Source organism: Streptomyces sp. NPDC005266 (assembly GCF_040607655.1).
GTDB lineage: Bacteria > Actinomycetota > Actinomycetes > Streptomycetales > Streptomycetaceae > Streptomyces.
The window spans coordinates 99505-114782 of record NZ_JBEXHC010000016.1 but is presented as its reverse complement, the minus strand read 5'-3'; the positions used below and the strand labels follow the sequence as shown (position 1 = coordinate 114782).

Here is a 15278-nt window from a genome sequence, read left to right as displayed (position 1 = left end):
TCGCAACGGTTCCAGGGCGCGGCGGCACAGCAGTGCGCCCCCCGCGTCCGCGCACGCCAGGCGGCATGCCGGTGATCGCGCCATGGCCGACCGCCCGCCCCGCGCCCATCTCGACAGGGCGCGAGGACACTGACGACGCGATGGCAGCGGGTACCACAGTCGATCACCTCACCGAGACCTACCGGGCGCACTACCGGTCGCTGCTCGGTCTCGCCGCGCTCCTCCTGGACGACACCGCGTCCTGCGAGGACGTCGTGCAGGAGGCGTTCATCCGGGTGCACTCGGCGCGCAAGAGAGTCCGGGACCCGGAGAAGACTCTCGCCTATCTGCGGCAGACGGTCGTCAACCTCTCCCGCTCCGCGCTGCGCCGCCGCATCCTCGGGCTGAAGCTGCTTTCCAAGCCGATGCCCGACATGGCCAGCGCCGAGGAAGGGGCGTATGAACAACTCGAACGGGATCAACTGATCAAGGCGATGAGGGGACTGCAGCGCCGCCAGCGCGAGGTCCTTGTGCTGCGCTACTTCGCCGATATGACCGAGGCCCAGGTGGCCGAGACGCTGGGCATATCGCTCGGCTCGGTCAAAGCGTACGGCTCGCGCGGCATCGCGGCGCTTCGCGTCGCCATGGAGGCACCGGCATGAACCACACGACAGACAAGCCGGGCCCGGGCGATCCCGGCCGGCGGGACGGCCACGAGCCCGATGGCCTGGAGCCGGGCGGCGTCACGCCCCTCCACATCGAGCTCGACGACGCCGAGTCCGGCAGTGTGGACGAGGAGGCGCTGCGGCGGCTGCTGCACGGCGCGGTCGACGAGCTCGAACCGTCCCCCAACTCGCTGGAGCACCTGCGGCGCGCGGTTCCCGTCCGCCGTACGCGGCGGCGCCAGGCCCTCATCGGGGCCGTGGCGGCGGTGGTGCTCGGCGGCGCCGCGATTCCGGCGCTGGTGCACGTCGCGACCACCGGTGACGGGGCCGACGCCCACCCGGCCAATGCCGCCAGCAGCCACCGCCCTCCGGAGACCGGCGGCGGCCAGCGCGGCGAGGGCAGCGGCGGGGGGGACGCCAACGGGCCTGCCGACAAGGTCGATCCGGACAAGGGCGACAGGAAGCACGGCAAGAAGAAGGACCGGCCGACGAAGGGCCCCAAGGGCGACCCGGCCGGTACGGTGCCCGACCCCTCCAGCACGCTGAACGCCACGTCGCCCACTTGCAGCCGCTCCCAGCTGAGCAGCGGCGGCGCCGGGTCGGCCGGAGCGGCCGACGCCGAGGGCCGGATCTACGGCTCGTTCCGCGTCTCGAACATCTCGAGCCAGGCGTGCACGGTCGAGGGCAGCGGCAGTGTCACCGGGAGCGCGCAGGGCGGGGCGGACTCCTCGCGGATCTTCGTCGTTGACCATACGGCGGGCGACGCGGCCACCGGCCTGCCCGACCCGTCGACCCAGCCGGACACGCTCATCCTGCAGCCCGGCCAGGCGTACGAGATCAAGTTCGCCTGGATCCCGGCGTCGGGCGGCGGCACCAGCGGCTGCTCCACCACCGGCGACGGCGGCACCCCAAGCCCGGACCCGACGCCGGACGCGGCCCAGGCGCCCCAGGACTCCAGCACCAGCGATCCCGGTGGCACCCCGGGCGGCGGTGACGGTGGCGGTGGCGGCGAGCCCCCGGCCGCGAGCGTCCTGGTCAGCCATGCGCCGGAGGCGGGCGACCCAGCGGCCGCGAGCGTGACCCTCGGCGGCGGCTGCGCCGGGACGATCTACCGCACCGGCCTGCTGCCGGCCTCCTGACCCTCCCCGGCCGCCGGCCTTACCGGCACCGGCACCTCGCGCTCGTGTGGGCCTCCTGACGCTGCCCGGCCGGGTCGGCCTCCCGGCCCTCCGCGGCCGGGGCTTGCCACCGGCCCCGCCGCCGAGGGCTCGGCACGGTGCCCGTACCGTGGGGGTGTGTATCGGTTTCTGCTGACCCCCCGCTGGTGGGTGATCAACGTCTTCACCTTGCTGGCGATCCCGGTCTGCCTCTTCATGGGCAGCTGGCAGCTCAGCCGCTTCGAGGCGCGCGTCGACACGCACAAGCAGCAGCAGAACGAGGCGTCCGACGCGAAGAAGGCCGCGGCCGAGCCGCTGCGCGATCTGCTGCCGGTCAGCGCCGAGACCTCCGGGCGGCAGGCGACCGCCACCGGCCGATACGACATGGCACATCAACTCCTCGTCCCCCATCGGCGGCTGGACGACCGCGACGGCTTCTATGTGCTGACTCTGCTGCGCACCGACGCGGGCAAGTCGCTGCCCGTCGTCCGCGGCTGGCTTCCCGGCGACGCCCGTGACAAGGCCGACACCGCGAAGGTGCCCCCGCCCCCGTCCGGCGAGGTGACCGTGACCGGGGCGCTCCAGGCGTCCGAGCACCAGGGCAGCGACGGGGTGAGCGCGAGCGGCGGTCTCCCCAGGGGCCAGCTCGGCATCATCAGCGCCGCCTCGCTGGTCAACCTGGTGCCGTACCAGGTGTACGACGCGTGGATCACCTCCACCCAGGCGGTCGGGGCCCTGAAGCCGGTGCCCCCCGTGGTGGCGGAGGGCACCGGGCTCGACCTCAAGGCCTTCCAGAACCTCGGCTACACCGGTGAGTGGTTCGTCTTCGCGGGCTTCGTCGTCTTCATGTGGTTCCGGCTGTACCGCCGTGAGGTCGAGACGGCCCGCGACCTGGCCCTCGGCATCACCTCGCAGGAGACGGTGCCGGGGACCGCACCCGAGACCCCAGGTGACGCTGAGCGAACTCGATCTCCAAGCGCAACTGCTTGATCCGCTCCTCGACGACCAGTGAGCCGTGCCCCGCGTCATAGCGGTACACCTCATGGGGGGCACCGCGCCGCTTGAGCCGCTCCACATAGTTGTGGATCTGCCGTATCGGGCAGCGCGGGTCGTTCACCCCCGCGGAGATATGGACCGGCGCCCGCACCTGGTCCACATACGTCAGCGGGGACGATGCCTCGAACCGTTCCGGAACCTCCTCCGGAGTGCCCCCGAGCAGAGTGCGGTCCATCGCCTTCAGGGCCTCCATCTCGTCGTGGTAGGCCGTGACGTAGTCCGCGACCGGCACCGCGGCCAGCCCCAGCGCCCATGCCTCGGGCTGGGTCCCGAGCCCGAGCAGCGTCAGATAGCCGCCCCAGGAGCCACCGGCCAGCACCAGCCGCTCGGGGTCGGAGAGCCCGGAGGCCACCGCCCACTCCCGCACGGCCGCGATGTCCTCCAGCTCGATCAGCCCGACGCGGTGCTTGAGCGCGTCCGTCCAGGCCCGTCCGTACCCCGTCGAACCGCGGTAGTTGACCCGGACGACGGCGAAGCCGTGGTCCACCCAGGCCGCCGGGCCGCCCGCGAAGGCGTCGCTGTCGTGCCAGGTCGGCCCGCCGTGGATGTCGAAGACGGTCGGGAAGGGCCCCTCGCCCGCGGGCTTTTGCACCAGCGCGTGCACCCGCCCGCCCGGACCGTCCACCCATACGTCGCTCACCGGGACGGACTCCGGGGCCTTGAACCCCGGCGGGTCGAGCACGATCCGCCCGCTCGTCGAGCGCACCTGGGGCGGCTGCTCGGCGGACGACCACAGGAACTCCACCATGCCGTCCGGCCGAGCCGTGGCGCCCGAGATCGTCCCGGCGGGGGTCTCGATGCGGGTCAACTCGCCGGAGGCCACGTCGTACCGCCACAGCTCACTGCGCGCCTCATAGCTGTGCTCCACCAGCAGCGCCGATCCGTCCGGGAACCAGTCGGCCCCGACGTCGCCCGGCAGATCGATCGCCAGCGCCGTCTCCACCCCGGTCAGCGGATCCCACACCATGGGCTCCCACCGGCCGCGCCGCTGGTGCCCGACCAGCAGCCGGGCGTCCCCGTCGACAGGTGCGAACCCCATCACGGCCAGGCCGAGCTCCTCGGTGCCGCCCTTGGTGTCGTCCAGCTCCGCGACTGACGTACCGTCCAGCCGTACCACCCGGATCGCCGAGTGCATCGCGTCACCGTGCTCGGTGTGCTCGACCGCGATCAGCGTCCCGTCATGGGAGAGATCGCCCACCCCGGCCGACTCCCGGTGCCGGTAGATCTCCTCGGGCTCCGCGCCGGGCCGCACCACATGGATGGTCGAGCCCTCCTCGTCGGTGGACCGCCCGACCACCGCCGTGCCGTCCCGGCCGAGCGCGAGCCCAGCCGGATAGGAGGGCTCCAGACCGGGCGTCGCGGGCTTGTCGGCCCCGCCCCGCCCTCCGTTTCCCGCTCGGGCGCCGTCGCCCTCGTGCTCGCCCTCGCTCCCGTGGAACGGCTGGCGCAGCCACACACCGAATTCATCACCGTCGGTGTCCGAGAACCACCAGATCCACCGGCCGTCGGGGGACAGCACCCCGTCCGTCGTCCCGTTCGGCCGGTCCGTCACCTGCCGCTGCGCGCCGGTCGCCCGGTCCCACGCATACAGCTCGTACGTCCCCGTGGCGTTCGAGACGAACAGCGACCGGTCCGGAGCGTCCTCCGCCCAGTCGGGCAGCCCCACTCGCGGCGCCCGGAAGCGCTTTTCCCAGTCCGGCATGGACTCCGTGCTCTCAGTCATGCCCCCCATTCTGCGCCGCACCCCGACATGCGTGCTGGCGTCCCCTCCCGCCTGTGGATAACTTGGCGGCGGGCATGGGCGGCCATCACCACACAGCCGCGACGCAGCCGCGACACAGCCGCGACACAGAGGGGGAGCCGATGGGCGACATAGGCGCGACCGTGGAGACGTACTGGGCAACGGCCCAGGCCAGGGACTGGAGGGCGTTCGGCGACACGCTCGCCGACGACGTCCGCTACGAGCTGCCGCAGACGCGCGAGCGCGTGCTCGGCCGTGATGGGGTGGTCCGCTTCAACGCCGAGCAACTCGGCGAGTGGAGCCTTGAGATCGAGCGTGTCGTCGCCGACACCACACAGGCGGTCTCCTGGGTCCGGTTCAGCGAGGACGAGGAGGAGACGCAGGGCATCAGCTTCTTCACCTCGGCGCCCGACGGCCGGATCCAGACCATCACCGACTTCCGGCCCACGCCGTACGAGCCCCCGGTCGGACGTGACTCACTGACCGAGCGCTTCTGATCACGGTCCGGCCCCCCGGCCCCCGACATTCGCCCCCTCGCCCCTTTGCCCCTCGTCTCCCGTCCCCTCGTCTCCCGTCCCCTCCTGCTCCCTGCCGCCCGCCGCTACTTGAGCACCACCGGCAGCTCATCCACGCCGTAGACGATGGAAAGCTTGCGGAACGAGAGCTTCTCCGCCGGAACCGCGAGCCGCATCCCGGGGAACCGCCGTACAAGCGCGGGATAGGCCGCCCGCAGTTCCATGCGGGCCAACTCGGCGCCTATGCACCGGTGAATGCCGTATCCGAAAGCCAGATGCGAGGAGCTCTGCCGGTGCGGGTCGACCCGCTCCATGTCCGGGCCCAGCTTCTCGTCGCGGTTGGCCCCGCTGAGTGAGCAGAGCACCAGATCGCCGGCGGATATCTTCGTCCCCGATATCTCCATGTCCTCGCGCGCGAAACGCGGGAAGGCCACCTGAACGACCGTGAGATAGCGCAGCAGCTCCTCGACGAACTTGTCGACCACCGCGTCCTCATCACGTATCGCCGCGAATTGCTCGGGCGCCTGGAGCAGGACGAGCGTGCCGAGCGCCAGCATGCTCGCGGTTGTCTCCAGACCACCGGTCAACACCCCGTCGGCGAGACCGGCCAGTTCCTGGTCGTCGAGTTCGTCGCCGTGCTCCTTCACCAGCATGCCGAGCAGCCCGTCACCCGGCGACCGGCGCTGCTTCTCGACGATGCCGTGCAGATACGAAAGGGAGTCCGACATCGCGCCGAAGGAGGCGTTCGCCCCGCTGAACAGGTCGAATCGTGCCGTGCTGTGCCGCTGGAAGTCGTCGCGGTCCTCGTACGGCACACCGAGCAGCTCGCAGATGACCAGCGCCGGGATGGGAAGCGCGAATGCCTCCACCAGATCGACCGGACCGTCGGCGGCGGCCATCTCGTCGAGGCGTTCTTCCACGATGTCGTGGATACGCGGGGTGAGCCTGCTGAGCCGGCGCATGGTGAATTCCGGTGTCAGCAGGCGTCGCAGTCTCGTATGCGCCGGTGGATCGCTGAAGCCGAGGCCGCCCGGATTCTGCTGGGGGGCGACGCCGATGTTCCGTTCCGCCAGGTTGGTGAAATCGGAGCTGAACCCCTTGGCCTTTCCGAGTACCGCCTTGGTCTCGTCATATCCGGTGACAATCCAGGCGTTTATCCCGAAAGGTAGCCAAATCTTACTGATGGGCTCCTTTGCCCTGATTTGGGACAGATCGGCCACGGGGTCAAGCCCATCGCGCCTCAGCGGGGCCAGCGTGGCGTCCGGGAGAAACGACATCTTGGACAGGTCGAAGCCGTTCCTCTGAATCCTCGAAAAATACTTGCGGCCCAGCCAGGCGACGATGTTTGAGCGGAGATTCGACATGGCGCAATACTGCACTGCCGTGGTGGGGCGGCCGTCCCCCGGTGCCGGACGCGGGCCGGTGTGATGCGCCACAACGCGCCGGCGTGCACCCCCGCCCCCTCTGCTCCGCCCCCTCCGCCCCGGCCCTGCGCCGACCGCGCGACGCGGCGGTGGCGCGGTCCGGGGAATCAGCGGTGGCGCGCCCCGGAGGAAGAGGGGAAAGTGGAGATATCGGGCATGATGCACGAGCGATGACGGCTGCGTGCGGGACGATGACCGTGGCCCCAGGGATATGAGTGAGGTGAGCGGCTTGCGGGAGAAGTTCCGTGCTGTCCAGGGCGCCCCGTGCTGGGTGAGTCTCATAGCAGCCGATCTGAACCGCGCGCACGCCTTCTACGGAGAACTCTTCAACTGGAGCTTCCGGCCGACCCGACAGGGCCACGGCCGCTACACCGTCGCGCACACCGAGGACGGCGTACCGACCGTCGGCATCCGCGGGTCGGCCCCGCCGACGGAGGCGACGCTCCCGGTCACCTGGACCACGTACTTCGCGGCGGACAGCGCGGACGAGGTCGCCTGGCGCACCCAGGAGCGCGGTGGCACGGTCGCGGTCGGACCGTTGGAGTTCGGCAACGGACGGGTGGCGTGGGCGGCCGATCCGGCCGGCGCCGTCTTCGGCATCTGGGAGGGCGAACTCGCCTCCGCGTGGTGGGGCGAGCGCAGGCCGGGCGCCCCCGTATGGCTGGAGTTGCGCACCCGCGACGCGTTCGACGCGGCGCTCTTCTATGGCCAGGTCTTCGGCTGGGACTCCCAGCCACGGGAACGGTGCGATGTTCGCTTCGAACATGACCGGGTGGTGCTCCATATCGACGGAAAGCCGGTGGCGGGGCTGCGCGGCGGAGCCCTCGAGGCCGCCCCTGATCCGACGGTCCGACCCCGCTGGCATGTCTACTTCCGGGTGGAGAGCGCCGACTTGGTCTCCGACCGCGCGGCGGAATTGGGCGGAGCCGTCGTTTCCCCGCCGGCCGACACGCCCTATGGGCGTATCGCGACGCTGCGCGATCCGGAGGGCGGAATCTTCAGTGTGGCGGCGCTCCCGCGCACCTGATCCGTTCACGAGAGCACGCGGTGGCGGAAATTTCGTAGCCCGAGGTTAAGGAAGAGTACGCAGAAAGCGAACAATACGGGATAAACGACGTACAGGGGTAGATGAGAAGCCTCGGTAAGGCCCGCCCGCATTCCCTCGGTGATATAGATCAGCGGATTGACCAGCACCAGGATCTGCAGCCAGTGGAAGCCGCCGAGATGGACGAGGGACAGCTTCGTCCACTGGTAGTACGTGCCCCCGAGGAACACCAGCGGCAGCACGATGAAGCCGAACATGACCCCGATGTTCTGCGGCTCGAACGAGGTGCCGAGCAGCAGCCCGAGCGAGGTCATGGTGATACAGGCCAGCGGAATCAACGTGACCACGATCCACCAGTGCACGGACAGATGGGCGTGCACCCCCGGCGCATGAACGACGGCCGCTATCGGAAAGACGAGCACCGCCGAGATCAGCCCCTGGGCCGCGCCCGAAAGCACCCGGGCGACCGCCACCAGCCAGATCGGGCAGGGCGCCTGCACCCGGTCCTCGATCTCCCGTGTGAAGCCGAACTCCTGTGACATCTGAATGGCGACCGACTGGATCCCCTGGAACATGACGGCGATCGACACCACGCCCGGCACCAGCACGGTCGCGAAGGCCGATTCACCGGCGGTGCCCGCGCCCGCCCCGATGCCCTGCCCGATGGTCGGAAAGACGTAGAGGAAGACGAAGACGAGGAGGAAGGGCTGCATCAGGGTCCGGCCCACGAATTCGCCGAAATTCTTCATCAGAACGGTCAGATCCCGCCGGATCAGTGCGGCCAGCGCGGAACGACTCGACGCCGCGGCGGTCCGGCTCGGACGTACGGCGATGGGGCCCGCGGTCATCCGTCCCTCAACTCCTTTCCGGTCAGCGAGATGAACACCGTCTCCAGCGTCGACGCGGTGACCGACACATCGATCACGCCGAAGCCGCTGGACTCGGCGAGGGTGACGATGCGCGGCAGCAGCCGATCAGCGCCTTTGACCTGAAGCTCGACGCCCCCGGTCACCGGCCGGACCCGCACCACGCCGTCGATCGCGCGGCTGAGCCGGTCGCCGAGCGCGTCCGCGTCGCCGCGCGCCAGGACGGTGACGACGGTGTCCGCGTCCACGCTCTGCTTGAGGGCGGCGGGGGTGCCGAGGGCAAGGATCCGGCCGTGGTCGATGATGGCGACCCGGTCGCAGAGCTGATCCGCCTCGTCCATGTTGTGCGTGGTGAGCAGGATGGTCTGGCCCTCGGCGATCAGCTGCTCCAGGATTTCCCACAGCGCCAGCCGGCTCTGTGGATCGAGCCCGGCGCTCGGCTCGTCGAGGAAGAGGACGGCCGGGCGGTGGAAGATCGCCCGCGCCACCATCAGTCGCTGGGCCATGCCGCCGGACAGCGCGTACACCGTCGACGAGGCCCATTTGGACAGCCGGAACTGCTCGAGCAGCCGGTCGGCCATCTGCCGTGACCGCTTGCCCGACATCCCGAACAGCAGCCCGTGGAAGTAGAGGTTCTCCCAGACGGTGAGCGAGCGGTCCAGGGTGTTCTGCTGGGTCACGACCGCGATGATCTGCTTGGCCAGGGTCGGATGGGCGACCACGTCGATGTCCCCGATGTACGCGGATCCGGAGGTCGGGACGACCCGGGTGGTGAGCATCCCGACCGTCGTGGTCTTGCCCGCCCCGTTGGGCCCGAGCAGCCCGAAAATCTCCCCCTGGTACACCTCCAGATCCAGCCGGTCCACGGCGGCGAAGTCCGCATGCGAGTAGACCTTGGTCAGCCCGGCGGTGCGGATGGCCGTCGCGCTCGTCACCATGGGCGCTCTCCCCACGGATTACGGATGTTTCGGTAATACCCGGAGTACCCGGGCATGCACTGCTCACACGACCACATGAGAACAAGACGGTATACAACGGTCGCGCACGGTGACGGTTCCGGCGCGACCGCCCTCGACTGCGGCGATTGGCGGCGCCTAGGATCGGAGATACGGCATCGCGTGTCGGTCACCGGCTGGGTGAGGCATGGAGGTGCCCGTGAGATTGCCTTACGGAGGCATTCCACAGTGTCAGTCGAGTTGAATCACACGATCGTCCATGCCCGCGACAAGCGGGAATCCGCCGAATTCCTGGCGAACATTCTGGGCCTTGAGGTAGGCGCCGAATGGGGCCCGTTCATCCCGGTGCAGACCAGTAACGGCGTCACCCTGGACTTCGCCAGCATTCCGGGCGAGTCGATCACCATGCAGCATTACGCGTTCCTCATCTCCGACGAGGAGTTCGACGCGGCATTCGAGCGGATCCAGCGGCAGGGGATCACGTATTACGCCGATCCGCACGGGAAGCAGCCCGGTGAGATCAACCACCACCACGGTGGGCGCGGCCTGTACTTCATGGACCCGGCCGGTCATGGCATGGAGATCATTACCCGCCCGTACGGGAACGAGGAGTAGCGCATCGGCAGGCCGGGGCCGCGCGCCCCGGCCTGCCCGCCGTCAGTAGGCAGGGGCGTCAACCCTGGTCGGTCCGTTCCACCAAGGCCGCTCCGGCTACTCCGGCCGCTCCTGTGGCTCCTGCCGTTCCTGCCACTCCCGTACGACCTCGTCGATGTCGAAGGGCGCCAGGTTCAGCGGCGGGCCGGGCGGCGGGCGGCGGATCGCCTCGCGGATCTTGTCGTTGACGTCCGAGAGGATCTCCCGCACCGCGCGCTCCGACGAGGCCTCGGCCGCGGCGGCGAGAGCGTCTTCCGCCTCCTTGCGCAGTACGAGCGTCGGCGGCAGAAAGGACAAATTCTCGCGCCTCATCTTCTCCTTGACCCACCACTGTTCGTCATAGGGCCTGTCGAGATGAGGGAGGGGCTTTCCGATTCCCGGCAGATTGACGAAGTCGCCGCGCGCCTCCGCCTCGCGGATCTGCCGGTCGGCCCACGTCTCAAAGCTGATGCCCGGGGGCTTTCGCTCGGTCACGGTCCAATTGTCCCTCGAGCGTCGCGGAACGCGCCAGCGGTCTTTGAGAAACGCGCCAGGCTCTCATTCGTCCCCGTGGCCAGGCTTACGGTCATGCGCTTCCTCTTGCGCTTTGCCCGGATCCGAGACCGAGAAGTCGGGGCGCGTGAGGTCGGGACGGGTGAGGTCGGGGCGCGTGAGGTCGGGGCGCGTGAGGTCGGGGCGCGTGAGGTCGGGGCGCGTGAGGTCGGGACGGGTGAGGTCGGGACGGGTGAGGTCGGGACGGGTGAGGTCGGGGCGCGTGAGGTCGGGGCGCGTGAGGTCGGGACGGGTGAGGTCGGGGCGCGTGAGGTCGGGACGGGTGAGGTCGGGGCGCGTGAGGTCGGGACGGGTGAAGTCGGGGCGCGTGAGGTCGGGACGGGTGAAGTCGGGACCCGTGAGGTCGGGACCCGTGAGGTCGGGGCGCGTGAGGTCGGGACCCGTGAAGTCGGCGCTGGTGTGCCTGAGGCGCCGGCCCGGCGGGGCCCGCCGGCCGCGTCCGGGCAGCCATTCCCGGAGGGTCCGAGTCGGGGTCCGGTGCCGTGACCCGGCCCGTACGATCGGACGGGTGCGCTCCTCACCTGCCGACCTGGTCCGTGAATTCCACCTGGCCTTCGGGCTCGATGCCCGTACGACACCCACCGAGGTCTCCCCGGAACTCGCCGCCCACCGCCAGGAACTGCTGGCCGAAGAGGTCGCCGAAGTCGCCGAGGCGACCCGGCACGGCACCCTCGACCACCTCGCGCACGAACTGGCCGATGTCGTCTACGTCGCCTACGGCACCGCGCTGGTCCACGGCATCGACCTCGACGCGGTGATCGCCGAGGTCCACCGGGCCAATATGACCAAGCTGGGCCCCGACGGCCGCCCCAGCCTGCGCGCCGACGGCAAGGTGCTCAAGGGCGACCACTACCAGGCACCGGACGTCCCGTCCGTCCTGCACCGCCAGGGCTGGTCCGGCGGAGACGACTAGGGCGAGGACTTGTCCGGGCGGTCATCGCCCCGCCGCCGTATATGCCTATGGCCGTCCCGCGGAAAGGGCGGCTCGGGCGGCAGTACCCGGTCGAACCGGTACCGGGTCTTCTCCGCGACCCGGCACGACGCGGGATTGTCGACCTGATGGAGCAGCTCCAGGTACTCCAGCCCCTCGGCGGCGAAGGTCTCGAAGGCCCAGACGGTGACCGCCTCCAGGGCGCGCGGGGCCACCCCGCGGCCCCGGGCATGGACCGCCGTCCAGTAGCCCACCTCGGCCGACCCACTCCCCGGATCCGGCCTCTTGACGCCCACGCCGGCCACCAACCGGCCTTCTTCCCCGGCCCCGGCCTGCTCCCCGGCCTGCTCCTCATGCACCGCGAAGCTCAGCCGCTGCCCGCTCTCCCACCCCCGTTGCTGAGCCTCCAGCCACAGCGCCCCGCCCTCGACGCTCTCCACCGGAAGCCTCGACCAATGCCGAAGCACCGGGTCGCGATAGACCTCGACCAACGGCTCCAGGTCGTCATCGGTCCAGGGGCGCAGAAGGAGCGCGGAAGCGGTCGGTGTCGCCTCCACCCGTAGTGCGACGGTCATCAAGGCCCTCCCCGTACAGCTCGGACGGCTGCCCGTCTCTATTAAAACGCGCCCCGCCGACAACGGAGTTGACAGCCCGAACACCCGCACGGAACCATCCCGCCGATGGAGATCACCGACCTGACACCAGCGGAACGCCGGGTTTGGGAGGCGTTCCCCCTGGGCGGACGCGTCGACTTCCGCGAGAGCGATGACGACGACCCCGCCTCCGGCGCGTCCTGGGGGCCCGAGCGGACCGTACGCGCCCAGGTGCTGCGGACGCTGCTGCTCGACGGTCCGGCGCGGCACGGTGAGATAGCGGGTCTGAAGGTGATCGGCGCCCGCATCACCGGGCGGCTGGACCTCAAGTACGGGATCACCGACCACCCCATACGGCTGCGGTCCTGCCACTTCACCCACCCCCCGAACATGTACGGGGCCCGGCTGCGCGCCCTCGTGCTCAGCGACTCGGTACTGCCCGAACTCATGGCCGGAGCCCTGCGCGTCGACGGCGTCCTACGGATGAGCCGCTGCCGTATCGCCGGCCCCGTACGGCTCGCGGGCGCCCAGATCGCCGGAGCGATCTTCCTCGACGGTGCGCGCCTCGGCCCCAATCCCGACGAAGCCGAGGAACCGGCCCTCCAGCTCAACCACGCGCTCATCGGCAACGACATCTGGGCCGCCGGCCTCGTCTCCCACGGGCGGATCCGGCTGAACGCCGCCACCGTCGACGGTGAGGTCAACCTCGACGACGCCCGGCTGCACAACCCCGGCGGCACCGCCCTGAACGCCGAAACCCTGTCGGTCGGCACCGACCTGCGCGCCATGCGACTGCACGCCCACGGACGCGTCAACCTGAGCGGCGCCAGAATCCCGCGCCAGCTCAACCTCGCCTACGCCCGCCTCTCCACCCCGCACGACCAGGCCCTGCGCGCCAGCAGCTGCGTCATCGGCGAATTATGGCTGCGCGAAGCCGCCCCGATCGAGGGGATCGTGAACCTCCGCCGCTCCCAGATCGAGCTGCTGCACATCGCCCCGGAGACCTGGCCCGACCGCGTCCGCATCGACGGCCTCACCTACCGCCGACTCGCCCCCCACCTGCCCGCCGCACAACGACTGCCCCTGCTCGAACGCGAGGAGGGAGGCTACCTCCCCTTCGTCTACGAACAGCTGACCACGGCCTACCGCACCGCCGGCGACGAGGCCGCCGCCCGCACCGTCCAACTGGCCAAACTCCGCCGCCACCGCCGCACCCTGCCCCGCTATGCCGCACTCTGGGGCCACCTCCAGGACGCCACCGTCGGCTACGGCTTCCGGCCCATGCGCGCCGCCACCTGGCTCCTCACCCTCCTCCTCACCGGCGCCCTCGCCTTCACACTCCACCACCCGCGCCCCCTGAAACCGGACGAAGCCCCCGACTTCAACCCCCTCTTCTACACCGTGGACCTGCTCCTGCCGATCATCGACTTCGGCCAGGAGTCGGCCTACGCCCCCCAGGGCTGGCTCCAGTGGCTCTCCTACGCCCTGATCGTCACCGGCTGGGTCCTGGCCACCACCATCGCCGCGGGCATCACCCGCTCCCTGAGCCGCCAGTAGCGACTTCGACGCCCGGGGCCTGGCGCTCGCTCAGCCACCAGCACCACAGCGCAGTTGACCCGCGCAAGGCAGGTGGCTGACCTGAGCTACATCACAGCCGCGCCTCGGTGCTGCCCGGCCATGGTCCCGGAAGATCCCCTGTCACGGCGGGTGCTGTAGCTTCCCGCTGTACACACGGGTCGGGATGAGCTCGATGGAGATGCATGGCAGCCTTGGGCCTCTTTTTCGTCATCCTGCCGGGCTTCGCCATCCTCAGCTTCACTTGCTTCGCCGCGTGCCGTGCCCAGCGGCGCAAGGTGTTCAAGGTCTTGGCCCATGGCTTTCTGACCGTCGGCTTGGTCGCGGCACTCACCTCCGCAGGAGTGGGGGTCTGGCTTTTCACCCTCTGAGCGGGCGGGGCGAGCTGCCGCGAGCCGGTTTGTACTCCGCTGCTGTACGACGCGCAGAGGGCCTGGCGATCGAAATCGCCAGGCCCTCTGACCTGTGTCGGGGTGGCGGGATTTGAACCCACGACCTCTTCGTCCCGAACGAAGCGCGCTGCCAAGCTGCGCTACACCCCGAAGCAACGAGCTCCACTTTAGCGGACCTGTGGCCAGACACGAAATCCGGTTGTCGAGCTATCGCAGGTCGGGGCGGTGGGGGCCCGAGTGGGCCGGGTCAGGTGGCTGCGGGGGTCAGGGTCAGGAGGGTGGCTTCCGGGGGGCAGGCGAAGCGGATGGGGGTGTAGCGGTTGGTGCCGCAGCCCGCGGAGACGTGGAGGTAGGAGGTGTGGCCGTCGGCCTGGTGGTGGGAGAGGCCCTTGACCCGGCGGGTGTCGAGGTCGCAGTTGGTGACCAGGGCGCCGTAGAAGGGGATGCACAGCTGGCCGCCGTGGGTGTGGCCGGCGAGGATCAGGGGGTAGCGGTCGGCGGTGAAGGCGTCGAGGACGCGGAGGTAAGGGGCGTGGACCACGGCGAGGGAGAGGTCGGCGCCCTGCTCGGGGCCGCCGGCCACCTCGGCATAGCGGTCGCGCTTGATGTGGGGGTCGTCGAGGCCGGTGAGGGCGATCTCGATGTCGTCCAGCTTCAGCCGACCCCGGGTGTTCGACAGCCCGACCCAGCCGGCGGCGTCGAAGGCGTCGCGCAGCTCGTGCCAGGGGTTGTGGACCGCGCCGACGGCCGGGGCATTGCCGTTGAGGCCGTGTCGTCCGCTGGCCTTCTCCATCAGGTAGCGGGCGGGGTTGCGCAGCTTCGGTCCGTAGTAGTCGTTCGACCCGAAGACGTACGCGCCCGGGAACTCCATCAGGGGGCCGAGCGCGTCCAGGACCTCCGGTACGCCCTCCGGGTCGGAGAGGTTGTCGCCCGTGTTCACGACGAAATCCGGGCGCAGCCCGGCCAGGGACCGGAGCCAGCGCTGCTTCTTGCGCTGTCCGCTCACCATGTGGATGTCCGAGACCTGCAGGACGCGCAGGGGCCGCATCCCGCGCGGGAGCACAGGGACGGTGATCCGCCGGAGCCGGAAGGACCGGACTTCGAAGCCGACGGCGTAGGCGAGACCGGCTGCGCCGACCGCCGTGATTCCCAGAGGTACTCCGTATCGCGCGCGCAT

Annotated in this window: 16 protein-coding genes and 1 tRNA gene; 9 read left to right on the top strand and 8 right to left on the bottom strand. The window is 70.1% G+C overall.

Annotated elements, in window-relative coordinates; all coding sequences use genetic code 11:
- Window positions 1–65: 65 nt before the first annotated feature.
- The 3 genes from ABZU99_RS25160 to ABZU99_RS25150 all read left to right on the top strand — a co-directional run bounded on the left by ABZU99_RS25160 (window position 66) and on the right by ABZU99_RS25150 (window position 2791).
- On the top strand, window positions 66–641 hold the full coding sequence (locus ABZU99_RS25160) for a SigE family RNA polymerase sigma factor (protein WP_355947129.1): 576 nt from the start codon (window positions 66–68) through the stop codon (window positions 639–641).
- A complete protein-coding gene (locus ABZU99_RS25155; protein ID WP_355947132.1) occupies window positions 638–1783 on the top strand; it encodes a hypothetical protein in 1146 nt (381 codons plus the stop codon). Before ABZU99_RS25160 ends, ABZU99_RS25155 begins: the two co-directional genes overlap by 4 nt.
- Window positions 1784–1939: 156 nt before the next feature.
- Window positions 1940–2791 carry an SURF1 family protein gene (locus ABZU99_RS25150; protein WP_356047876.1) on the top strand — a complete coding sequence of 284 codons (852 nt, stop codon included), beginning with the start codon at window positions 1940–1942 and terminating at the stop codon, window positions 2789–2791.
- On the opposite strand, the gene ABZU99_RS25145 is transcribed toward ABZU99_RS25150, so the two are convergent.
- Window positions 2706–4559 (bottom strand): prolyl oligopeptidase family serine peptidase, encoded by a 1854-nt coding sequence (locus ABZU99_RS25145; RefSeq protein ID WP_356047884.1) that lies wholly within the window; start codon window positions 4557–4559, stop codon window positions 2706–2708. The two genes, ABZU99_RS25150 and ABZU99_RS25145, sit on opposite strands and share 86 nt — an antisense overlap.
- A 161-nt stretch (window positions 4560–4720) precedes the next feature.
- On the opposite strand from ABZU99_RS25145, the gene ABZU99_RS25140 reads away from it, so the two are divergent.
- Window positions 4721–5095: a nuclear transport factor 2 family protein gene (locus ABZU99_RS25140; protein WP_355947138.1), complete on the top strand. Its 375-nt coding sequence runs from the start codon at window positions 4721–4723 to the stop codon at window positions 5093–5095.
- 104 nt (window positions 5096–5199) lie between these two features.
- On the opposite strand, the gene ABZU99_RS25135 is transcribed toward ABZU99_RS25140, so the two are convergent.
- Window positions 5200–6477 carry a cytochrome P450 gene (locus tag ABZU99_RS25135; protein WP_356047874.1) on the bottom strand — a complete coding sequence of 426 codons (1278 nt, stop codon included), beginning with the start codon at window positions 6475–6477 and terminating at the stop codon, window positions 5200–5202.
- Window positions 6478–6817: 340 nt separating this feature from the next.
- On the opposite strand from ABZU99_RS25135, the gene ABZU99_RS25130 reads away from it, so the two are divergent.
- Window positions 6818–7564 carry a VOC family protein gene (locus ABZU99_RS25130; RefSeq protein ID WP_355947334.1) on the top strand — a complete coding sequence of 249 codons (747 nt, stop codon included), beginning with the start codon at window positions 6818–6820 and terminating at the stop codon, window positions 7562–7564.
- A 5-nt stretch (window positions 7565–7569) separates the two neighbouring features.
- Here ABZU99_RS25130 and ABZU99_RS25125 read toward each other — a convergent pair whose 3' ends face one another.
- Together ABZU99_RS25125 and ABZU99_RS25120 are read right to left on the bottom strand one after the other, a co-directional pair.
- A complete protein-coding gene (locus ABZU99_RS25125; protein ID WP_355947144.1) occupies window positions 7570–8430 on the bottom strand; it encodes an ABC transporter permease in 861 nt (286 codons plus the stop codon).
- The gene (locus ABZU99_RS25120) at window positions 8427–9386 is read right to left on the bottom strand and encodes an ATP-binding cassette domain-containing protein (protein ID WP_355947146.1); all 960 of its coding nucleotides are present in this window, start codon (window positions 9384–9386) and stop codon (window positions 8427–8429) included. Before ABZU99_RS25120 ends, ABZU99_RS25125 begins: the two co-directional genes overlap by 4 nt.
- Window positions 9387–9632: 246 nt before the next feature.
- Between ABZU99_RS25120 and ABZU99_RS25115 the strand changes: the two genes are divergently transcribed.
- Window positions 9633–10019 (top strand): VOC family protein, encoded by a 387-nt coding sequence (locus tag ABZU99_RS25115; RefSeq protein WP_355947148.1) that lies wholly within the window; start codon window positions 9633–9635, stop codon window positions 10017–10019.
- Window positions 10020–10115: 96 nt separating this feature from the next.
- On the opposite strand, the gene ABZU99_RS25110 is transcribed toward ABZU99_RS25115, so the two are convergent.
- A complete protein-coding gene (locus ABZU99_RS25110; protein WP_356047872.1) occupies window positions 10116–10532 on the bottom strand; it encodes a DUF1992 domain-containing protein in 417 nt (138 codons plus the stop codon).
- Between the two features lie 586 nt (window positions 10533–11118).
- Here ABZU99_RS25110 and ABZU99_RS25105 point away from each other — a divergent pair.
- Window positions 11119–11523: a MazG nucleotide pyrophosphohydrolase domain-containing protein gene (locus ABZU99_RS25105; RefSeq protein WP_356047870.1), complete on the top strand. Its 405-nt coding sequence runs from the start codon at window positions 11119–11121 to the stop codon at window positions 11521–11523.
- On the opposite strand, the gene ABZU99_RS25100 is transcribed toward ABZU99_RS25105, so the two are convergent.
- Window positions 11520–12116 carry a GNAT family N-acetyltransferase gene (locus ABZU99_RS25100; RefSeq protein WP_356047868.1) on the bottom strand — a complete coding sequence of 199 codons (597 nt, stop codon included), beginning with the start codon at window positions 12114–12116 and terminating at the stop codon, window positions 11520–11522. The genes ABZU99_RS25105 and ABZU99_RS25100 overlap by 4 nt on opposite strands.
- A gap of 105 nt (window positions 12117–12221) precedes the next feature.
- Between ABZU99_RS25100 and ABZU99_RS25095 the strand changes: the two genes are divergently transcribed.
- Together ABZU99_RS25095 and ABZU99_RS25090 are read left to right on the top strand one after the other, a co-directional pair.
- Window positions 12222–13691: a membrane-associated oxidoreductase gene (locus ABZU99_RS25095; protein WP_356047866.1), complete on the top strand. Its 1470-nt coding sequence runs from the start codon at window positions 12222–12224 to the stop codon at window positions 13689–13691.
- A 203-nt stretch (window positions 13692–13894) separates the two neighbouring features.
- Window positions 13895–14080, top strand: a complete 186-nt coding sequence (locus ABZU99_RS25090; RefSeq protein WP_355947163.1) for a hypothetical protein — start codon at window positions 13895–13897, stop codon at window positions 14078–14080.
- A gap of 97 nt (window positions 14081–14177) precedes the next feature.
- Here ABZU99_RS25090 and ABZU99_RS25085 read toward each other — a convergent pair.
- Window positions 14178–14251, bottom strand: a tRNA-Pro gene (locus ABZU99_RS25085).
- 97 nt (window positions 14252–14348) lie between these two features.
- A complete protein-coding gene (locus ABZU99_RS25080) occupies window positions 14349–15278 on the bottom strand; it encodes a metallophosphoesterase (protein ID WP_356047864.1) in 930 nt (309 codons plus the stop codon).

Excerpts from the sequence above, each read along its gene's own strand:
- ABZU99_RS25120 (WP_355947146.1), bottom strand. The coding sequence starts at position 9,386 with ATGGTGACGAGCGCGACGGCCATCCGCACCGCCGGGCTGACCAAGGTC.
- ABZU99_RS25090 (WP_355947163.1), top strand. The coding sequence starts at position 13,895 with ATGGCAGCCTTGGGCCTCTTTTTCGTCATCCTGCCGGGCTTCGCCATC.
- ABZU99_RS25140 (WP_355947138.1), top strand. The coding sequence starts at position 4,721 with ATGGGCGACATAGGCGCGACCGTGGAGACGTACTGGGCAACGGCCCAG.
- ABZU99_RS25080 (WP_356047864.1), bottom strand. The coding sequence starts at position 15,278 with ATGCGCGCGCGATACGGAGTACCTCTGGGAATCACGGCGGTCGGCGCA.
- ABZU99_RS25155 (WP_355947132.1), top strand. The coding sequence starts at position 638 with ATGAACCACACGACAGACAAGCCGGGCCCGGGCGATCCCGGCCGGCGG.
- ABZU99_RS25145 (WP_356047884.1), bottom strand. The coding sequence starts at position 4,559 with ATGCCGGACTGGGAAAAGCGCTTCCGGGCGCCGCGAGTGGGGCTGCCC.
- ABZU99_RS25125 (WP_355947144.1), bottom strand. The coding sequence starts at position 8,430 with ATGACCGCGGGCCCCATCGCCGTACGTCCGAGCCGGACCGCCGCGGCG.
- ABZU99_RS25135 (WP_356047874.1), bottom strand. The coding sequence starts at position 6,477 with ATGTCGAATCTCCGCTCAAACATCGTCGCCTGGCTGGGCCGCAAGTAT.
- ABZU99_RS25160 (WP_355947129.1), top strand. The coding sequence starts at position 66 with ATGCCGGTGATCGCGCCATGGCCGACCGCCCGCCCCGCGCCCATCTCG.
- ABZU99_RS25100 (WP_356047868.1), bottom strand. The coding sequence starts at position 12,116 with ATGACCGTCGCACTACGGGTGGAGGCGACACCGACCGCTTCCGCGCTC.
- ABZU99_RS25095 (WP_356047866.1), top strand. The coding sequence starts at position 12,222 with ATGGAGATCACCGACCTGACACCAGCGGAACGCCGGGTTTGGGAGGCG.